Here is a 17043-nt window from a genome sequence, read left to right as displayed (position 1 = left end):
TGTAATAAAGGTAAGATGCACTAAAATGGTGCAATGAGGTATTCAATATGGAAACGGCGGGCTTACCTGACAACACATTAATTTTAGACTCATTGATACACTCTGTATTGGTTATCAACAAAGAGTTTATTATTTGTTACGCAAATCATTCTGCGTTACAGGTGCTAGCGCAAAGCCGTCGAAAATTATTTGAAACACCTTTCACCGCCCTTTTCAGCTATTACTCTTTTGATGCTGATTTAATGCGTGAAACATTAGCGAATGGACAAAGCTTTACCGACAATGAAGTGATACTGGTTGTAAATAACCAATCACACACAATGTCGCTCAGTGCCCAACCTATTTCCGAGCAACATATTTTGCTGGAACTGGCGCCTATGGATAGTCAACGCCGGTTAAGCCAAGAGCAGATACAACAAGCCCAACAAATGGCTGCTAGGGAATTGGTTAGGGGGCTGGCACATGAAATTAAAAATCCGTTAGGAGGATTACGGGGCGCGGCTCAATTGCTAGCAAAATCCCTACCTGATCCTGCTTTAACGGAATATACGCAAGTCATTATTGAACAAGCTGATCGCCTACGAGTACTGGTTGACCGATTACTGGGTCCCCAACATCCCGGTACAAAAACATATCAAAGCATTCACCATGTTGTTGAGCGCGTTGCTCAGCTTATCTCACTTGAATGCCCTGAGAATGTCACCTTGTTAAAAGATTACGATCCCAGCTTACCTGAGTTATCACATTACCCAGATCAAATAGAACAAGTACTGCTTAATATTACACGCAACGCCTTACAAGCGGTTGAAAAAACAGGAGGGACGATTATTTTGCGTACCCGTACTGCTTTTCAAATCACACTTCATGGCGAGCGTCATCGCCTTGTTGCCCGTATAGATGTCATTGATACAGGTGATGGCATTCCTCCTCATCTACAAGATACGCTTTTTTATCCCATGGTGAGTGGTAGAGAGGGGGGTAATGGGTTAGGACTCTCTATTGCACGTAATTTAGTGGATCAACATGCAGGTAAAATTGAATTTACCAGTTGGCCCGGAAATACTGAGTTTTCTATTTATTTACCAATTAAGTAGGAGATAACCAATGCAAAAAGGAAATGTATGGGTTGTTGATGATGACAGCTCTATTCGCTGGGTACTTGAACGAGCCATTTCTCGTGAAGGTATGTCTTGTAAAGCCTTTGAACATGCGAATGATGTGCTTAATGCACTCAATACAGAAATACCTGATGTATTGTTATCAGACATTCGTATGCCTGATATTGATGGTTTATCTCTTTTAAAAATAATTAAAGAACAATATCCAACTCTGCCCGTTATTATTATGACGGCACATTCGGATCTCGATGCCGCTGTTAATGCCTATCAGCAAGGGGCTTTTGATTACTTACCAAAGCCGTTCGATATCGACGAAACATTAGCATTAATTGACCGCGCCATTACTCATTATCGCGAACAAAAACAACCGAATACCGACGAAACCTCGCTACAATCAGTGACAGATATGATTGGTGAAGCACCTGCAATGCAAGAGGTTTACCGCATTATTGGTCGGCTTTCTCGCTCTTCAATTAGTGTCCTTATTAATGGGGAATCGGGTACAGGAAAGGAGTTAGTGGCACATGCATTACATCGCCACAGCCCAAGAGTTTCCTCCCCTTTTATCGCCCTCAATATGGCGGCAATTCCGAAAGATTTAATTGAATCAGAGCTTTTTGGTCATGAAAAGGGGGCATTTACAGGCGCATCTCAAGTACGTCAAGGTCGATTTGAACAAGCAAATGGCGGTTCACTATTTCTTGATGAAATTGGCGATATGCCTCTTGATATTCAAACACGTTTACTGCGGGTTCTTGCTGAAGGACAATTTTATCGAGTTGGTGGTTATGCCCCTGTAAAAGTCGATGTGCGTATTATTGCCGCGACACACCAAGACTTAGAAAAACGGGTTCAAGCCGGTGATTTTCGTGAAGATCTCTATCATCGACTCAATGTAATACGCATTCAGTTACCACCATTACGCGATAGAACCGAAGATATTCCCAGTTTGGCGCGCTATTTTCTGCAAAAAACAGCAAAAGAATTGGGCGTCGAAACCAAGATCCTTCATCAGCAAAGTTTGCAAATCATGATGGAATACAACTGGTCAGGTAACGTCAGACAATTAGAGAATGTATGTCGCTGGTTAACGGTAATGACGGCAAGCCAAGAAATTATGCCTCAAGATTTACCACAAGAAATTCGCCAACCTGATGAAAAAGACAAAAATATTAGTCGAATAGCTTCTTCTCAACATTGGTCACAACATCTTTCATTATGGGCAGATGAAGCATTAGGAGAAGGAAAAGAAAACATCTTAACAGATGCTCTACCTCAATTTGAACGCACACTCTTACTCAGTGCCTTGGCATATACGCAAGGACATAAACAAGATGCAGCAAGATTATTAGGTTGGGGCAGAAATACGCTAACCCGTAAATTAAAAGAGTTAGGGATAGAGGAATATTGATCCTCCACCCCTTCATCCATTAAATAACACGCGAGAATTGACGTTGGCGCATTTGATTTCGTAAATAGGTATCAAAACACATACAGATATTACGAATAAGCAAACGTCCTTGTGGTGTAACGTGAATACCCTCTACTGTTATTTCAACTAAACCGTCATCTTTCATTGGCACAAGTAATTCTAAATCTTCTTTAAAATAGTCATGGAAGACAATATTGTGCATTTTTTCAATATCAGAAAAACGCAGACTAAAATTACAAATTAAAGTTTTAATCACATCACGACGAATACAATCATCATTAGTCAGAGATAAACCTCGCCATAGTGCATTTCCTTCGCTATTGACTCGCGCATAATACTCTTTTAATACTTTTTCATTTTGCGCATAGTTATCACCTAACATACTTATTGCAGAAACGCCCATACCTAATAAATCACACTCTTCATGAGTGGTATAGCCTTGGAAATTGCGGTGTAAAATACCCTTACGCTGAGCAACCGCTAATTCATCATCAGGTTTAGCAAAGTGATCCATACCAATAAACTGATAGCCGTTTGTTGTCAGTGTCGAAATGGTCTCTTGTAATATTTCTAGCTTTTCTTCTGCTAAAGGGAGATCTTCATCTTTAATTTTACGCTGAGCTGCGAATAAATTAGGTAAGTGTGCATAATTGAAAACACTCAATCTATCTGGCGACAGTTCAATAACACGTTTTAATGTAAAGGCAAAACTCTCTTTGGTTTGCTTCGGTAAGCCATAAATTAAGTCAATGCTGGTGGAGTGAAAACCCACTTCACGCGCACGTTCTACCAATGCAAAAATAAATGCTTCATCTTGCTCACGATTTACTTTTTGCTGCACTTCTTTATTGAAATCTTGCACCCCCATACTCAGGCGATTAAATCCTTCATGACGTAGATGATCGATAACATCCAACTCGATTTCACGAGGATCAATTTCAATAGAGAGTTCTGCATTATCGACAAAATGAAAATGGTGGCGTAATAGCGAAACCAATCGGCTAATTTGTTGCTTATCCAGAAAAGTCGGTGTCCCTCCACCCCAATGCATTTGAGTGACTTTTCTGTCTTTAAAATAGCGTGCTCTATTAATAATTTCTTTTTCTAAAACATCAAGATATTCATCTGCTTTGTGTTTATGGCGCGTAATAATTTTATTACAGCCACAGAAATAGCACAGCTTATGGCAGAAAGGGATATGAATATAAAGCGATAAAGGGCGCTCAAGATAACGTTGAGTCGCTTTGATAAAATCATCATCGCCATATTGCTGATTAAACTCTAATGCTGTTGGATATGATGTATAGCGAGGACCTGAATAGTTATACTTATGGATCAGGTCAAGATCCCAAATAATTGTTTGTTCTGACATGCTTCTACCTTCCAAAAGTGAACCGCTGGGTATTCATACCAGCAAACAGACATCATGAATATCTGAAAGGATAGTGTAACCAATAAATCGGGTACTGAATATGATTGAAAGAGGTATAATATAAATCCCTCTCTTCTTATTGATAGGCGATAACATGCCAATATATGACGTGACGTAAATCACATTATGTAAAAATAGTCTTATCCATTAAATATATGCATGAATAAATTAAGCTTATTCAATATGTTAGTCGTTTAAATTCATCGTGGAATATCAGAAGAAGACTTTCACACCGAGTTTAAAACGATATATTACTCAAAATACGATTTAAATTAATTAAATATCTCGTTATATTAGTTTTATTATTCTTTTATTCCTTCTTAATTCGATGATTATAATAATATTAACAATTATATCTTTACCTGAATTATAATATTACATATCCTAGAGACAAACATTGATTAATATCCAATTATGTCGTGTTTTGATTTAAATTTGAGGACTATTTAAAGAATAAAGGTCGCTATATTACAAGGAAAGATAGCATCCCCCATACCTTATCTTATTCTCATTGACGTTTCTCTTATTTAATCAGTCTCTTTTATATACCCGAATTATGGATTATTAACCACGGAAGGAAACGGACTAGCAACCAAGGATGGTTTATCTCTTCAATCCCCCCCTCTTTCTTATTGATTCTCTATTTCATACTTATTCTGTGATAAATATAAGTAGTATTATCTAACCTCAAATAAGAATAATTATTATCCATGAATAAAATAAGGCTCTGTTATTTTAAACTAATTAAACAGAGCCTTTTCATTATTATACTTATTTTATTACATTTGCTTATTCTGCATCTTTACCGTAACGAGGAGAACGAGGACCATAAAGAATACCGTTCGCTTTTCCTGCTGAAAGTAAACGTACACTTGTTATACCTGCAATTTGGTAGCTTTTGTCTGATACTGTATTCACAATTTGATTCACAACAGCTGAAACCAACATTCCGACTAAACTGCCTGACGAACCTTCTGTTTCTGTACTTGATGCCGTTGCAGAACTGCTCCACAACATACCACCATTGCGTAGGTCAACAAGCTTAGCAGTCACAGTCACTCTCGTATCACTGGAAATAATTTGATATGACGTTCCAAACTCTGTGATATCTAAGTATAAAACAGCGTCAGCACCAAAGATTTCACGTAGCTTATTAGGACTTACTGCATGAATATCCCCAGCCATGGATAAACCATTTTGCTTAAATGTCTCTTCAACGACAGCAACAGGGAAAACATAATATCCCGCTTCAGCCAAAGGATATGTCACTTGAGATAAGAAACTGTGCCCCGCTCCGACTTCCGTTGTATGGTTTTGCGGTACTAAAACTAAAATACTTTTTGGTTTACTCTGTTTAAATGCCGTGTAATCTGTTTTAGCGGGCTGAGCGCAACCCGTTAATACCAACGCAAAAGCCAAGCAAATTAAAGTGAATAAACGACTCATTTTTGCATTCCTTTATTTTTCATCAGGCGATCCATAAATTCCGCTGATTCAGGGTAAAGTACTTTTTCTTCATTAAATTCTGCCATTGCTAAATCTAATGCGCCCGTCGCACCATATAACATCCCTAAATGCGCATGTAATCCTGGCGGAATACCTAATGATTTAGCACGAGAAAGCTCAATACTTTTCTTCAATGCATCAATTTGTGCTTGAGGATCACTTTCACTTTGTTGATAGTGCTGATATACCACTTGTTGATAACTGTCCCAGTTATAAAGTGGTTTAGGGCCACTTGCACAGCCCGTCAGTAATAATGCCCCCAAAACAAGGCTTATTAATGATTTAGACATCGTTATATCCTTATAAACGCGTATTATTTTGAAGGCTGCCAAGCATTACTCTCAATACCCGCAACTAAGTTATTAACCGCTTCACGGATCGCTAAATCAAGCACTTTACCGTTAAGTGTTGAGTCATAACTTGCTGTTCCACCAAACCCAATAATTTCACGGTTAGAAAGCTCATATTCACCTGCACCTTGAGATGAGAACACCACTTCTGATGTATTCACATTCACAACGTTTAAATTCACTTTTGCGTAAGCAACTTGTGTTTTACCGCGACCTAAAATACCGAATAATTGACGATCACCGACCTCTTTACGACCAAATTCTGTCACATCGCCAGTGATCACATAAGTAGCGCCTTTCAATTGTTGATTTTGCCCTTTAATGCCAGCTTCTTCTTTTAATTCAGATAAATTAGCTCTATCTAATACATTAAAACGCCCTGTTTGTTGTAAATGCGTCATTAAAATAGTTTTAGATTGATTTCCTAATCTATCAACGCCATCAGAGAATATTCCATTCATATAACTAGAACGGTTATCAAACTTACCAATAGAAATTGCGCTTTTAGCACCTGTATACGTTGTGTTATAGGTTGCCACTTTAGCGACTTCTAAAGAGCGTGAAGATTCTGATGCACACCCTGTGAGTAGGGAAGCAGAAATCATAATCAAACCAAACGATAATTTGTTTAAATTCATATTAATAACCTAATAAAGGTGAAATAAACCCATGGATATTCATTCTATTAATTGAAGTAGAGTTGATATAAACAGAAATAATACTTTTCAGTTTTAGCTCGTGAGAGTCGCCGTTAAAAACCTCAATAATAATAAGGATAAAAGACCATCAACTCTTATTTGATAATATAAAGGCAATCAGCGAAAGGGAGAATAGTAGATCGATGATAAACAGAATAACAAATAAATATAGAGATAAAACAGAGAATGATTTATCTATTATTTCTTCAATATCCCTTAAGTCAGCTTAAAATTAAACCTATAAAAAAATGAATGTAAATTTATATTATTTGGCTATTTAATTAATTCTTATAAATATCTTTATTTAAAGAAAACACCTAAATAAGGTGTCATTAAAAAAACGTGATATAACCAATATTGGTTATATCACGTGCACTATTTTCGTTGTTTTTAACGACTTATACGACAGTAATAAATGCGCTATTAGCGTTTTTTCCCAAACGCGGCAGCTAAAGCATCCCCCATTGCACTATTTCCTGCATTGTTACCATTATTCATTGGCTGACGGTTATTACGTGCGGGTTTTTGCCCTTTGTTATTTCTACCAGAATTCGTGTTATTTGATGATGATGGTTTTTTATCACTATCTCCCGCGACTTCGTCTAAACGCATAGTCAGTGCAATACGTTTACGAGCTAAATCAACCTCAAGAACTTTAACTTTAACAATATCTCCGGTTTTCACCACAGTATGAGGATCTTCAATAAATCGATCGGCTAAAGAAGAGATATGGACTAAACCATCTTGGTGTACACCAATATCCACAAAGGCACCGAAGTTAGTTACGTTAGTCACGGTTCCTTCAAGGATCATGCCACTGACTAAATCATTCATCGTTTCGACACCTTCAGCAAACGTCGCCGTTTTAAACTCGGGACGTGGGTCACGTCCCGGTTTAGCTAACTCTTTTAAGATGTCATTAATCGTTGGTAGACCAAACTGCTCCGTAATAAAGGCTCTTGCATCGACTTGTGAAATTAAAGTGCTATTCCCCATTAAATCATCAATTTTTTGATGGGTAGATTGCAGGATATTTTCAACAATAGGGTATGCTTCAGGGTGAACTGTTGAGGCATCAAGCGGGTTTTTACCCCCTCGAATACGTAAGAAACCGGCACATTGTTCAAACGCTTTTGGCCCTAAACGCGCTACTTTGAGTAACTGTTTTCTATCAACAAAACGACCGTTTTCATCGCGCCAGCTAATAATATTTTGCGCAATAGATTGGCTAAGCCCTGCAACACGCGTTAATAACGGTACTGATGCTGTATTTAAATCAACACCAACGCCATTCACACAGTCTTCAACGACAGTATCCAGTTTTCTCGCTAATAATGTTTGGCTAACATCGTGCTGATATTGACCCACACCAATTGATTTAGGATCAATTTTTACAAGTTCAGCCAGAGGATCTTGTAAGCGACGCGCGATAGAAACGGCACCACGGATAGAAACATCTAAATCAGGGAATTCATTAGCTGCAAGCTCTGACGCTGAATACACCGATGCACCCGCTTCGCTCACAATCACTTTTTGCGCTTTTACTTCTGGATAGCGTTTTACTGTTTCAGCAAAGAAGCGTTCTGTTTCACGAGAAGCCGTACCATTACCAATCGCGACTAACTCAACATTATGCTTGATACATAACGCCGCGACACTTGCTGCCGCTTTATCCGCTTGTCCTGTATGTGGATAAATAGTATCTGTGGCGATTAATTTACCTGTGCTATCAACAACCGCAACTTTAACCCCCGTACGTAAACCAGGATCAAGCCCCATTGTGGCTCGCATGCCCGCAGGAGCTGCCATCAAGAGATCATTAAGGTTACGAGCAAAAACATTAATCGCTTCTTCTTCCGCTTTTTCGCGTAATTGGCTCATCAGTTCTGTTTCAATATGCATTAAAACTTTTATGCGCCAAGTCCAACTTACAACAGCTTTACGCCAACTATCTGCTGGTTGATTATTTAAACGTAACCCTAAATGCTCCGTAACCAGTTGTTCACCGTAACTCTCTTTAGGGGCTTCTTCAAATTGCGGATCTGGATTAAGCGATAATTGAAGTATCCCTTCATTTCGACCGCGAAACATCGCTAATGCGCGGTGGGAAGGCACATTAGAGATAGGCTCATGGTGATCAAAATAATCACTAAACTTCGCCCCTTCCGCTTCTTTACCTTCAATCACTTTGGCAACAAGGTGTGCATTTTTCCATAGATATTGACGAACTTTCGCCAATAATCCGGCATCTTCTGAAAAACGCTCCATTAAAATATAACGCGCACCATCTAAAGCAGCTTTCGTATCATCAACCCCTTTTTCTGTGTTGATATAAGCAGTTGCTGCCTCTTCCGGATTATTTTGTGGTTCATTCCACAGTAAATCTGCTAAGGGTTCTAATCCATTTTCAATCGCAATCTGACCACGAGTACGACGTTTAGGCTTATAGGGAAGATAGAGATCTTCAAGCTCTGTTTTACTTTGCGTTTCATTAATTGAAGAGCGCAATTCTGGCGTCAGTTTTCCTTGCTCTTCAATTGATTTTAAAATTGTTTGGCGGCGATCGTTGAGTTCCCGTAGATAACTGAGGCGAATTTCTAATTGACGTAATTGCGTATCATCTAATCCGCCGGTGACCTCTTTACGATAACGGGCAACAAATGGCACCGTATTCCCTTCATCCAGTAACGTTATAGCCGAAAGGACTTGCTGGGGCTTAACTGAGAGCTCATCTGCAATAATTCGGCTTAATGATTCATTCATAAAATATTTACCTACCGAGAGGAATAGTTAAAAAAAGATGGCTATTATACACGCAGAACACTAAAAAAATTTGGCAAATTTCCTATCCAGCTCGACAATTATGAGGAAATTAACAGATTATTTTAACATTCACGCTATAGTACCTTTATGAAATTCAATGTTGATGATAGTTTTTATTTGTAATGGCAAAAAGTAACTATATTACTCGTGATGGCTGGTATGCTTTAGACAAAGAGCTAAAATATCTTTGGAAAGAAGAGCGCCCGCGTGTCACACAATCGGTTTCAGAAGCAGCAGCACAAGGTGACCGTTCAGAAAATGCTGAATATATTTATGGAAAGAAGCGATTACGCGAAATTGATAGACGTGTTCGTTTTTTATCAAAACGTCTCGATGAACTAAAAATCGTTGATCCAGATCCTCGCCAAGAGGGAAAAGTCTATTTTGGTGCTTGGGTCACGCTTGAAGATGATGACGAAAATGTGAAAACCTTTAGACTTGTGGGTCCCGATGAATTTGATCCAGCAAAGCAGTGGATTTCTATTGACTCCCCTGTTGCCAGGGCGCTTATTGGTAAGCAAGTTGATGATGAAATTAGTGTGCAAACACCAGGTGGTGAAGTTAATTACTGCGTATTATCTATCAAGTATCATTCGGAATAAGACAAATAAATAGATTTATTCTCTTTATTCTCACCAAGGAACAAGTTTTATCTATAAATTATTAACATTTATTCTTTGGTTTTGGTTTAATATTCTTATCAATGATAGAATTCGCTAACAAAAGCATTTGCACTCCGGGAGCTTAAAAAATGCAAGAAAGTTATAAAGTGCTAATCGTGGATGATGATTTACGTCTACGTTCACTACTCGAGCGCTATTTGACAGAGCAGGGTTTTCAAATCCGTACTGCTGCAAACGCTGATCAAATGGATCGTCTGCTCACGCGTGAATCTATCCACCTTATTGTGCTCGATTTAATGCTTCCAGGTGAAGATGGCTTATCTATTTGCCGTCGCTTAAGAAGCCAAAATAACCCTATTCCTATTATTATGGTTACTGCAAAGGGAGAAGAGGTTGATAGAATTGTAGGGCTTGAAATTGGCGCTGATGATTACATCTCAAAACCGTTCAACCCAAGAGAATTACTGGCACGCATTCGCGCCGTTCTTCGTCGCCAAGCGAATGAACTCCCTGGTGCACCATCACAAGATAACGCCATTATCTCTTTTGGTAAGTTCAAGTTAAACCTTGGTACGCGTGAAATGTTCCACGAAGAAGAGCATATGCCTCTGACAAGTGGTGAATTTGCGGTATTGAAAGTATTGGTATCACACCCTCGTGAACCGCTTTCTCGTGATAAGTTAATGAGCCTTGCTCGTGGCCGCGAATACAGTGCAATGGAGCGCTCAATTGACGTTCAAATTTCCCGTTTACGCCGCATGATTGAAGAAGATCCAACGCATCCTCGTTACATTCAAACAGTTTGGGGACTTGGTTACGTCTTTGTTCCTGATGGAACCAGCGTTCAATGAGAAGACTGAGGCTTTCCCCTCACAATAAACTGACACGCTCGTTATTTCTGGTTATCTCGCTACTTTTTTTTAGCTTGATAGCCAGTTATATCGTTGTGCAGCACCTTATTGTTGGGCCAAGCCTTCAGCAATTTAATAAAGTATTAGCATATGAAATACGCACATTGATGCCTGAAGAATTGATCCTCGTCGATGGCACTCCGCTAAAAATTTCCCCTGCTTTACGCAATAAAATCTATAACGAATTGGGTATCTCTTTCTTTGATAGAGACGTGGCACTTGAGGAAGGGCTCTATTGGGCAAAAATAGATGATGCATTAAGTGAACAAATGACTGAGTATCTTGGGGGAAAAACCGAAATTTGGATCGAGAATACGCTGGAATATCCAGTTTTATGGGTCAATACACATATTTCCCCTTCTCTTTGGATCCGCGTACCACTGACTGAATTAGGGCAAAACTTCTTACTGCCTGTTTATCGACAAGCGATTATTTTTATTATTATTGTTGTCGCTTTTTTCTGGCTTTATAGCCGTTTTCAAAATCGCCCACTCAATGAAGTAGAATATGCAGCACGCCGCATCGGAAAAGGCGTTATTCCTCCACCGATTCCTGAATCTGGCTCTTCTGAAATGCGCTCAATTATTCGTGCCTTTAACCAGATGTCCTCAGGCATTCGCTCATTAGATAATGATAGAACGCTGGTTATGGCAGGTGTTAGTCATGATCTACGTACACCACTAACTCGAATTCGTTTGGCAACTGAAATGATGAGTCCCGAAGATAGCTACCTCGCAGACTCTATCAATAAAGATATCGAAGATTGTGATGCCATTATTGGGCAATTTTTAGACTATATGCGCACAGGTAAAGAGATGTCTTTAGAACTGTGTGATATGAATAATCTATTACAAGAAGTCATTTCCGCTGAATCTAATTCAGGAAAAATTAGTGAAGAACATCTTCATCCTGAACCCATTAATATCACAGCTAACCCTATTGCTGTAAAACGAGCACTTGCCAATATGGTGGTGAATGCTACTCGCTATGGCAATGGCTGGATAAGCGTTTCAAGTGGAAAAAATGAAGAATATGCTTGGTTCCAAGTTGAAGATGATGGTCCTGGTATTCCACAAGAAGATAGACAACGTCTTTTCCAACCTTTTGTTCAAGGTGAGCAAGCTCGTAGCTCAACAGGGGCGGGTTTAGGATTATCCATTATTCGCCGTATTATGGATGCTCATGGTGGTTATGTTGAACTTGATGATAGCGTTAAAGGTGGATTATTAATTCGTGCTAACTTCCCATTAAAAGAGCGCGAAGATGAGGATGATTAGTCCTCTCTATTTCAAATATTGAAGTCCTTTTTATTACGCTATTTCCATTCTAATTTCACTCTCCCTATAAATATTTCATCATTTTTCTGCTTTGTCATAAAACTGTCACAATTAAGACATTTAATTGTCATCAAACTGACCTATTGTCTGTGCGTACCGTAACCGAAGTTGATAGATGTCGAAATTTATTCTACCTATCCCACAGGAGGGATTATGAAACTGATGCGTACCACCCTGACTAGTGTCATTGCCGCTGCGTTTTCAATGACCGCTCTTTCTGCACAGGCAACGACCTCGCTGACTGGTGCTGGCGCAACGTTCCCCGCCCCAGTTTATGCTAAATGGGCAGATTCCTATCAGAAAGAAACGGGTAACAAAATTAACTACCAAGGCATTGGTTCCTCTGGTGGTGTTAAACAAATCATTGCAAATACCGTTGATTTTGGTGCTTCTGATGCACCATTAGCAGACGACAAATTACAAGCTGACGGTTTATTCCAATTCCCTACCGTGATTGGTGGCGTTGTTATGGCAGTTAATATTCCTGGTATCAAATCAGGTGAACTGACCTTAGATGGCGACACTATCGGTAATATCTATCTAGGCAAGATCCAAAAATGGAACGATCCTGCCATCACTAAACTCAATCCAGGCATAAAATTACCTGACCAAAATATCGCGGTTATTCGTCGTGCTGATGGTTCAGGAACATCTTTCGTTTTCACGAGCTACTTATCAAAAGTTAATAGCGCATGGAAAGATGAAGTAGGCGCAGGTTCCACCGTTAAATGGCCGACCGGCTTAGGTGGAAAAGGGAATGATGGTATCGCGGCATTCGTTCAACGTGTACCAGGTTCAATTGGTTATGTTGAATATGCTTACGCGAAACAAAACAATCTTGCTTATACTAAATTAGTTACAGCTGACGGCGAAGTTATTGCTCCGACAGCAGACAGTTTCAGTGCGGCGGCAAGAAAAATTGATTGGAGTAAAAGCTTTGCACAAGACCTGACTAATCAGAAAGGTGAAAACGCATGGCCGATTACTTCAACCACCTTTATCTTAGTGCATCAGAAACAGCAAAATGCAGAAAAAGGTAAAGAGGTGCTGAATTTCTTCAACTGGGCATACGACAAAGGTAATCAAGAAGCGAAAAATCTAGATTACGCAGTATTACCTGTAGAAGTTGTAGAACAAATTCGTGCAGCATGGAAAACAAGTATTAAAGACAGTAATGGTAAACCGATTTACTAATAAAACCGGCAATCATTAAGAGATAAGTTAACGTTCACCCCCTGCTAAACAGGGGGTAATAAATTAAAAGAGGCTTTATGGCCGAGCACACAACGGTAATAAAGGCCCCTAGTAAACGAGGGGACGTTATTTTCAGCGCACTGGTTCGCCTAGCTGCGTTGATTACACTTTTGCTTTTAACAGGTATCATTGTTTCACTGATTTTCGCCTCATGGCCAAGCATTCAACAATTCGGCCTTTCATTCTTATGGTCGAAAGAGTGGGACCCTCCTGCTCAGGAATTTGGTGCACTAGTCCCTATCTACGGTACCGTTGTTACCTCCGTCATCGCACTGGTAATTGCTGTTCCTGTCAGTTTTGGTATCGCGCTTTTCTTAACTGAATTAGCCCCTAATTGGTTAAAACGCCCATTAGGTATCGCGATTGAGTTACTCGCAGCGATTCCAAGTATTGTGTATGGCATGTGGGGACTATTTGTCTTCGCACCACTCTTTGCAACCTATTTCCAAGAGCCGGTTGGTAATGTGCTTTCTTCCATTCCTATCGTTGGCGAACTTTTCTCTGGCCCTGCTTTTGGTATCGGTATCTTAGCTGCGGGCGTTATCCTCGCTATCATGATCATTCCTTATATCGCTTCTGTCATGCGTGATGTGTTTGAACAGACGCCCGTCATGATGAAAGAATCTGCCTACGGTATTGGCTGTACAACATGGGAAGTGATTTGGAATATCGTTCTACCTTATACCCGTAATGGCGTTATCGGTGGTGTTATGTTGGGATTAGGACGTGCCTTAGGTGAAACCATGGCGGTAACCTTTATCATCGGTAATACCTACCAATTAGACTCTGCCTCGCTGTTTATGCCGGGTAACAGTATCACGTCGGCATTAGCGAACGAATTCGCTGAAGCAGAAACAGGATTACACACTGCCGCATTAATGGAATTAGGGCTTATCCTGTTTGTCATCACCTTTATCGTCCTTGCGATTTCTAAGTTTATGACATTACGTTTATCAAAAAATGAAGGAGCGCGCTGATATGTCTAAAACATCCTCTTCTTCATTACAAGTTCAGACTGAAAGTGAATTACGTATACGTCATAAACGCCAACTTTGGCGTCGCCAAAAGAATCGTATCGCACTGTTCTTATCGATTTCGACGATGGCATTTGGTCTTTTCTGGTTAACGTGGATTCTATTCTCTACGTTCACCAAAGGCTTTGATGGCATGTCACTTGCGCTTTTTACTGAAATGACACCACCACCAAATACTGATGGTGGTGGATTGGCAAACGCCATTGTCGGTAGTGGATTACTGATTTTATGGGCGACCGTGATTGGTACACCGTTAGGTATTCTTGCCGGAATTTATCTTGCTGAATATGGTCGTCGTTCATGGCTTGCTGAAACAACACGTTTTATTAACGATATTTTGCTGTCAGCACCATCAATCGTTGTTGGACTCTTTGTCTACACCATTGTTGTTGCACAGATGCAGCACTTTTCAGGATGGGCGGGGATTATCGCATTAGCATTACTGCAAATTCCTATCGTTATTCGTACCACTGAAAATATGTTGAAGTTAGTCCCTGATAGCTTACGCGAAGCTGCTTACGCATTAGGAACACCAAAGTGGAAAATGATCTCTAAAATCACCTTAAAAGCCTCGGTATCAGGCATTATCACGGGTGTGTTATTAGCGATTGCACGTATTGCGGGTGAAACTGCACCACTGTTATTTACTTCACTATCAAATCAATTCTGGAGCACAGACTTAAACGAACCGATAGCTAACTTACCTGTCACTATCTTTAAGTTCGCCATGAGTCCCTTTGCACAATGGCAAGAGCTTGCTTGGGCTGGCGTATTACTTATCACCCTCTGTGTTCTATTTATCAATATTATTGCGCGCGTGCTGTTTGCTAAACGCAAACACGGTTAACGCAGAAAGTTAAGCAAGAGAGACGTTGAATGATTATGGCTAATGATAACGCAGGAAATAAAATTCAAGTTCGTGATTTGAACTTCTACTACGGTAAATTCCATGCGCTGAAAAATATCTCTTTAGATATTGCCAAAAATAAGGTGACTGCATTTATCGGCCCTTCAGGTTGTGGTAAATCGACCTTACTGCGTACTTTTAATAAAATGTATGAGCTTTATGGCGAACAACGTGCAGAAGGCGAAATCCTGCTAGATGGCAACAATATCTTGACAGATAAGCAAGATATTGCGCTATTACGCGCTAAAGTCGGCATGGTATTCCAAAAACCAACACCTTTCCCGATGTCAATTTATGACAACATCGCCTTTGGTGTACGCTTATTCGAAAAATTGTCTCGCGCGGATATGGACGAACGTGTTCAGTGGGCTTTGACTAAAGCCGCATTATGGAACGAAACCAAAGATAAATTACATCAGAGTGGATATAGTCTATCTGGCGGTCAACAACAGCGTTTATGTATAGCACGCGGTATCGCTATTCGTCCTGAAGTTTTATTACTTGATGAGCCTTGTTCAGCACTTGACCCAATCTCAACAGGTCGTATTGAAGAACTTATCAGCGAACTCAAATCAGAATATACCGTCGTGATCGTGACACATAACATGCAACAAGCGGCACGTTGTTCTGATTACACTGCATTTATGTATTTAGGCGAGTTAATTGAATTTAGCGATACGGATACATTATTTACGCGTCCTGCGAAAAAACAAACTGAAGACTACATCACTGGGCGTTATGGCTGATAACGAGGCAATCAATGGATAATTTAAATCACAACAAGCATATTTCTGGTCAATTTAATGCTGAGTTAGAGCATATCCGTACCGAGCTGATGGTTATGGGTGGGCTTGTTGAAGAGCAACTGAAAAAAGCGATTATGGCAATGCATAACCAAGACCAAGCATTGGCAAATGAAGTTATTCAAGGTGACCATAACGTCAATATGATGGAAGTTGCCATTGATGATGCGTGTATGCGAATTATTGCTAAACGCCAGCCAACCGCGAGTGACTTACGTTTAATTATGGCGATATCAAAAACGATCGCTGAGCTAGAACGTATTGGTGATGTTGCTGAAAAAATCTGTAAAACGGCGCTTGAAAAGTTTTCACACCAGCATCAACCGCTACTCGTAAGTTTAGAATCTTTGGGTCAACACGCCATACAAATGCTTCATGATGTTCTTGATGCATTTGCGCGTATGGACTTGGATGAAGCCGTACGCATCTATCGTGAAGACGCCAAAATTGACAACGAATATGAGGGTATTGTTCGTCAATTAATGACTTACATGATGGAAGATCCTCGCACCATTCCAAGTGTGTTAACTGCACTATTTTGTGCGCGCTCAATTGAACGCATTGGCGACCGTTGCCAGAACATTTGTGAATTTATTTTCTATTACGTAAAAGGCCATGATTTCCGCCACTTAGGTGGCGACCAAGTAGAAAAAATGCTCACAAAAAGTGACGACAGCAACACCTCTAAATAAATTTATCTCTCTTTTTCTTTTCTTCAAAACAGCGACGCTTATGTGAACTGCACCCCAAAAGTTGGACACCAACTTTGGGGTGTTTTTCTATGGCTAAATATTCTCTTGATTTTAAACTAAATG

The 17043-nt window shown here is 39.8% G+C and carries 15 protein-coding genes; 10 read left to right on the top strand and 5 right to left on the bottom strand.

Annotated elements, in window-relative coordinates:
• Nucleotides 1–47 precede the first annotated feature (47 nt).
• Together glnL and glnG are read left to right on the top strand one after the other, a co-directional pair.
• Nucleotides 48–1094 carry a nitrogen regulation protein NR(II) gene (gene glnL, locus DK865_RS00420; protein WP_023583237.1) on the top strand — a complete coding sequence of 349 codons (1047 nt, stop codon included), beginning with the start codon at nucleotides 48–50 and terminating at the stop codon, nucleotides 1092–1094.
• A 10-nt stretch (nucleotides 1095–1104) separates the two neighbouring features.
• On the top strand, nucleotides 1105–2529 hold the full coding sequence (gene glnG / locus DK865_RS00415; RefSeq protein WP_109390901.1) for a nitrogen regulation protein NR(I): 1425 nt from the start codon (nucleotides 1105–1107) through the stop codon (nucleotides 2527–2529).
• Nucleotides 2530–2548: 19 nt separating this feature from the next.
• Here glnG and hemN read toward each other — a convergent pair whose 3' ends face one another.
• From hemN to DK865_RS00390, 5 genes are all read right to left on the bottom strand, one after another.
• Nucleotides 2549–3922: an oxygen-independent coproporphyrinogen III oxidase gene (hemN, locus tag DK865_RS00410; protein WP_023583235.1), complete on the bottom strand. Its 1374-nt coding sequence runs from the start codon at nucleotides 3920–3922 to the stop codon at nucleotides 2549–2551.
• Between the two features lie 849 nt (nucleotides 3923–4771).
• On the bottom strand, nucleotides 4772–5428 hold the full coding sequence (locus tag DK865_RS00405; protein ID WP_023583234.1) for a DUF799 domain-containing protein: 657 nt from the start codon (nucleotides 5426–5428) through the stop codon (nucleotides 4772–4774).
• Complete coding sequence (locus tag DK865_RS00400; RefSeq protein WP_023583233.1) at nucleotides 5425–5778, bottom strand: DUF4810 domain-containing protein; 354 nt, start codon at nucleotides 5776–5778, stop codon at nucleotides 5425–5427. Before DK865_RS00400 ends, DK865_RS00405 begins: the two co-directional genes overlap by 4 nt.
• A gap of 23 nt (nucleotides 5779–5801) precedes the next feature.
• Nucleotides 5802–6476 (bottom strand): CsgG/HfaB family protein, encoded by a 675-nt coding sequence (locus DK865_RS00395; protein ID WP_023583232.1) that lies wholly within the window; start codon nucleotides 6474–6476, stop codon nucleotides 5802–5804.
• 483 nt (nucleotides 6477–6959) lie between these two features.
• Nucleotides 6960–9299, bottom strand: a complete 2340-nt coding sequence (locus DK865_RS00390; RefSeq protein WP_023583231.1) for a Tex family protein — start codon at nucleotides 9297–9299, stop codon at nucleotides 6960–6962.
• Nucleotides 9300–9481: 182 nt separating this feature from the next.
• Here DK865_RS00390 and greB point away from each other — a divergent pair, with 182 nt between their 5' ends.
• The 8 genes from greB to phoU all read left to right on the top strand — a co-directional run bounded on the left by greB (nucleotide 9482) and on the right by phoU (nucleotide 16920).
• Nucleotides 9482–9961 carry a transcription elongation factor GreB gene (greB, locus tag DK865_RS00385; RefSeq protein WP_006534574.1) on the top strand — a complete coding sequence of 160 codons (480 nt, stop codon included), beginning with the start codon at nucleotides 9482–9484 and terminating at the stop codon, nucleotides 9959–9961.
• Nucleotides 9962–10110: 149 nt separating this feature from the next.
• Nucleotides 10111–10833 (top strand): osmolarity response regulator transcription factor OmpR, encoded by a 723-nt coding sequence (gene ompR / locus DK865_RS00380; protein WP_023583230.1) that lies wholly within the window; start codon nucleotides 10111–10113, stop codon nucleotides 10831–10833.
• Nucleotides 10830–12170, top strand: coding sequence for a two-component system sensor histidine kinase EnvZ (gene envZ / locus DK865_RS00375; protein WP_109390900.1), 1341 nt, complete (start codon nucleotides 10830–10832; stop codon nucleotides 12168–12170). Before ompR ends, envZ begins: the two co-directional genes overlap by 4 nt.
• 213 nt (nucleotides 12171–12383) lie before the next feature.
• Complete coding sequence (pstS, locus tag DK865_RS00370) at nucleotides 12384–13424, top strand: phosphate ABC transporter substrate-binding protein PstS (protein ID WP_023583228.1); 1041 nt, start codon at nucleotides 12384–12386, stop codon at nucleotides 13422–13424.
• A gap of 77 nt (nucleotides 13425–13501) precedes the next feature.
• Nucleotides 13502–14461, top strand: coding sequence for a phosphate ABC transporter permease PstC (gene pstC, locus DK865_RS00365; protein ID WP_109390899.1), 960 nt, complete (start codon nucleotides 13502–13504; stop codon nucleotides 14459–14461).
• Nucleotide 14462: 1 nt separating this feature from the next.
• Complete coding sequence (gene pstA, locus DK865_RS00360) at nucleotides 14463–15365, top strand: phosphate ABC transporter permease PstA (protein WP_036914354.1); 903 nt, start codon at nucleotides 14463–14465, stop codon at nucleotides 15363–15365.
• A gap of 29 nt (nucleotides 15366–15394) precedes the next feature.
• Nucleotides 15395–16171: a phosphate ABC transporter ATP-binding protein PstB gene (pstB, locus tag DK865_RS00355; protein ID WP_006534565.1), complete on the top strand. Its 777-nt coding sequence runs from the start codon at nucleotides 15395–15397 to the stop codon at nucleotides 16169–16171.
• A gap of 14 nt (nucleotides 16172–16185) precedes the next feature.
• Nucleotides 16186–16920 (top strand): phosphate signaling complex protein PhoU, encoded by a 735-nt coding sequence (phoU, locus tag DK865_RS00350; RefSeq protein WP_023583225.1) that lies wholly within the window; start codon nucleotides 16186–16188, stop codon nucleotides 16918–16920.
• Nucleotides 16921–17043 lie beyond the last annotated feature (123 nt).

This window comes from Proteus cibi, from assembly GCF_003144405.1.
GTDB lineage: Bacteria > Pseudomonadota > Gammaproteobacteria > Enterobacterales > Enterobacteriaceae > Proteus > Proteus cibi.
Note: the sequence above shows the minus strand (reverse complement) of the source record. Positions and strands in the feature narration are given on the sequence as shown.

What these genes read in the sequence shown, in the direction of transcription:
- pstS (WP_023583228.1), top strand. Translation starts at nt 12,384, where the DNA reads ATGAAACTGATGCGTACCACCCTGACTAGTGTCATTGCCGCTGCGTTT.
- DK865_RS00390 (WP_023583231.1), bottom strand. Translation starts at nt 9,299, where the DNA reads ATGAATGAATCATTAAGCCGAATTATTGCAGATGAGCTCTCAGTTAAG.
- envZ (WP_109390900.1), top strand. Translation starts at nt 10,830, where the DNA reads ATGAGAAGACTGAGGCTTTCCCCTCACAATAAACTGACACGCTCGTTA.
- phoU (WP_023583225.1), top strand. Translation starts at nt 16,186, where the DNA reads ATGGATAATTTAAATCACAACAAGCATATTTCTGGTCAATTTAATGCT.
- pstC (WP_109390899.1), top strand. Translation starts at nt 13,502, where the DNA reads ATGGCCGAGCACACAACGGTAATAAAGGCCCCTAGTAAACGAGGGGAC.
- hemN (WP_023583235.1), bottom strand. Translation starts at nt 3,922, where the DNA reads ATGTCAGAACAAACAATTATTTGGGATCTTGACCTGATCCATAAGTAT.
- DK865_RS00395 (WP_023583232.1), bottom strand. Translation starts at nt 6,476, where the DNA reads ATGAATTTAAACAAATTATCGTTTGGTTTGATTATGATTTCTGCTTCC.
- DK865_RS00405 (WP_023583234.1), bottom strand. Translation starts at nt 5,428, where the DNA reads ATGAGTCGTTTATTCACTTTAATTTGCTTGGCTTTTGCGTTGGTATTA.
- glnL (WP_023583237.1), top strand. Translation starts at nt 48, where the DNA reads ATGGAAACGGCGGGCTTACCTGACAACACATTAATTTTAGACTCATTG.
- DK865_RS00400 (WP_023583233.1), bottom strand. Translation starts at nt 5,778, where the DNA reads ATGTCTAAATCATTAATAAGCCTTGTTTTGGGGGCATTATTACTGACG.
- pstA (WP_036914354.1), top strand. Translation starts at nt 14,463, where the DNA reads ATGTCTAAAACATCCTCTTCTTCATTACAAGTTCAGACTGAAAGTGAA.
- pstB (WP_006534565.1), top strand. Translation starts at nt 15,395, where the DNA reads ATGATTATGGCTAATGATAACGCAGGAAATAAAATTCAAGTTCGTGAT.
- greB (WP_006534574.1), top strand. Translation starts at nt 9,482, where the DNA reads ATGGCAAAAAGTAACTATATTACTCGTGATGGCTGGTATGCTTTAGAC.
- glnG (WP_109390901.1), top strand. Translation starts at nt 1,105, where the DNA reads ATGCAAAAAGGAAATGTATGGGTTGTTGATGATGACAGCTCTATTCGC.
- ompR (WP_023583230.1), top strand. Translation starts at nt 10,111, where the DNA reads ATGCAAGAAAGTTATAAAGTGCTAATCGTGGATGATGATTTACGTCTA.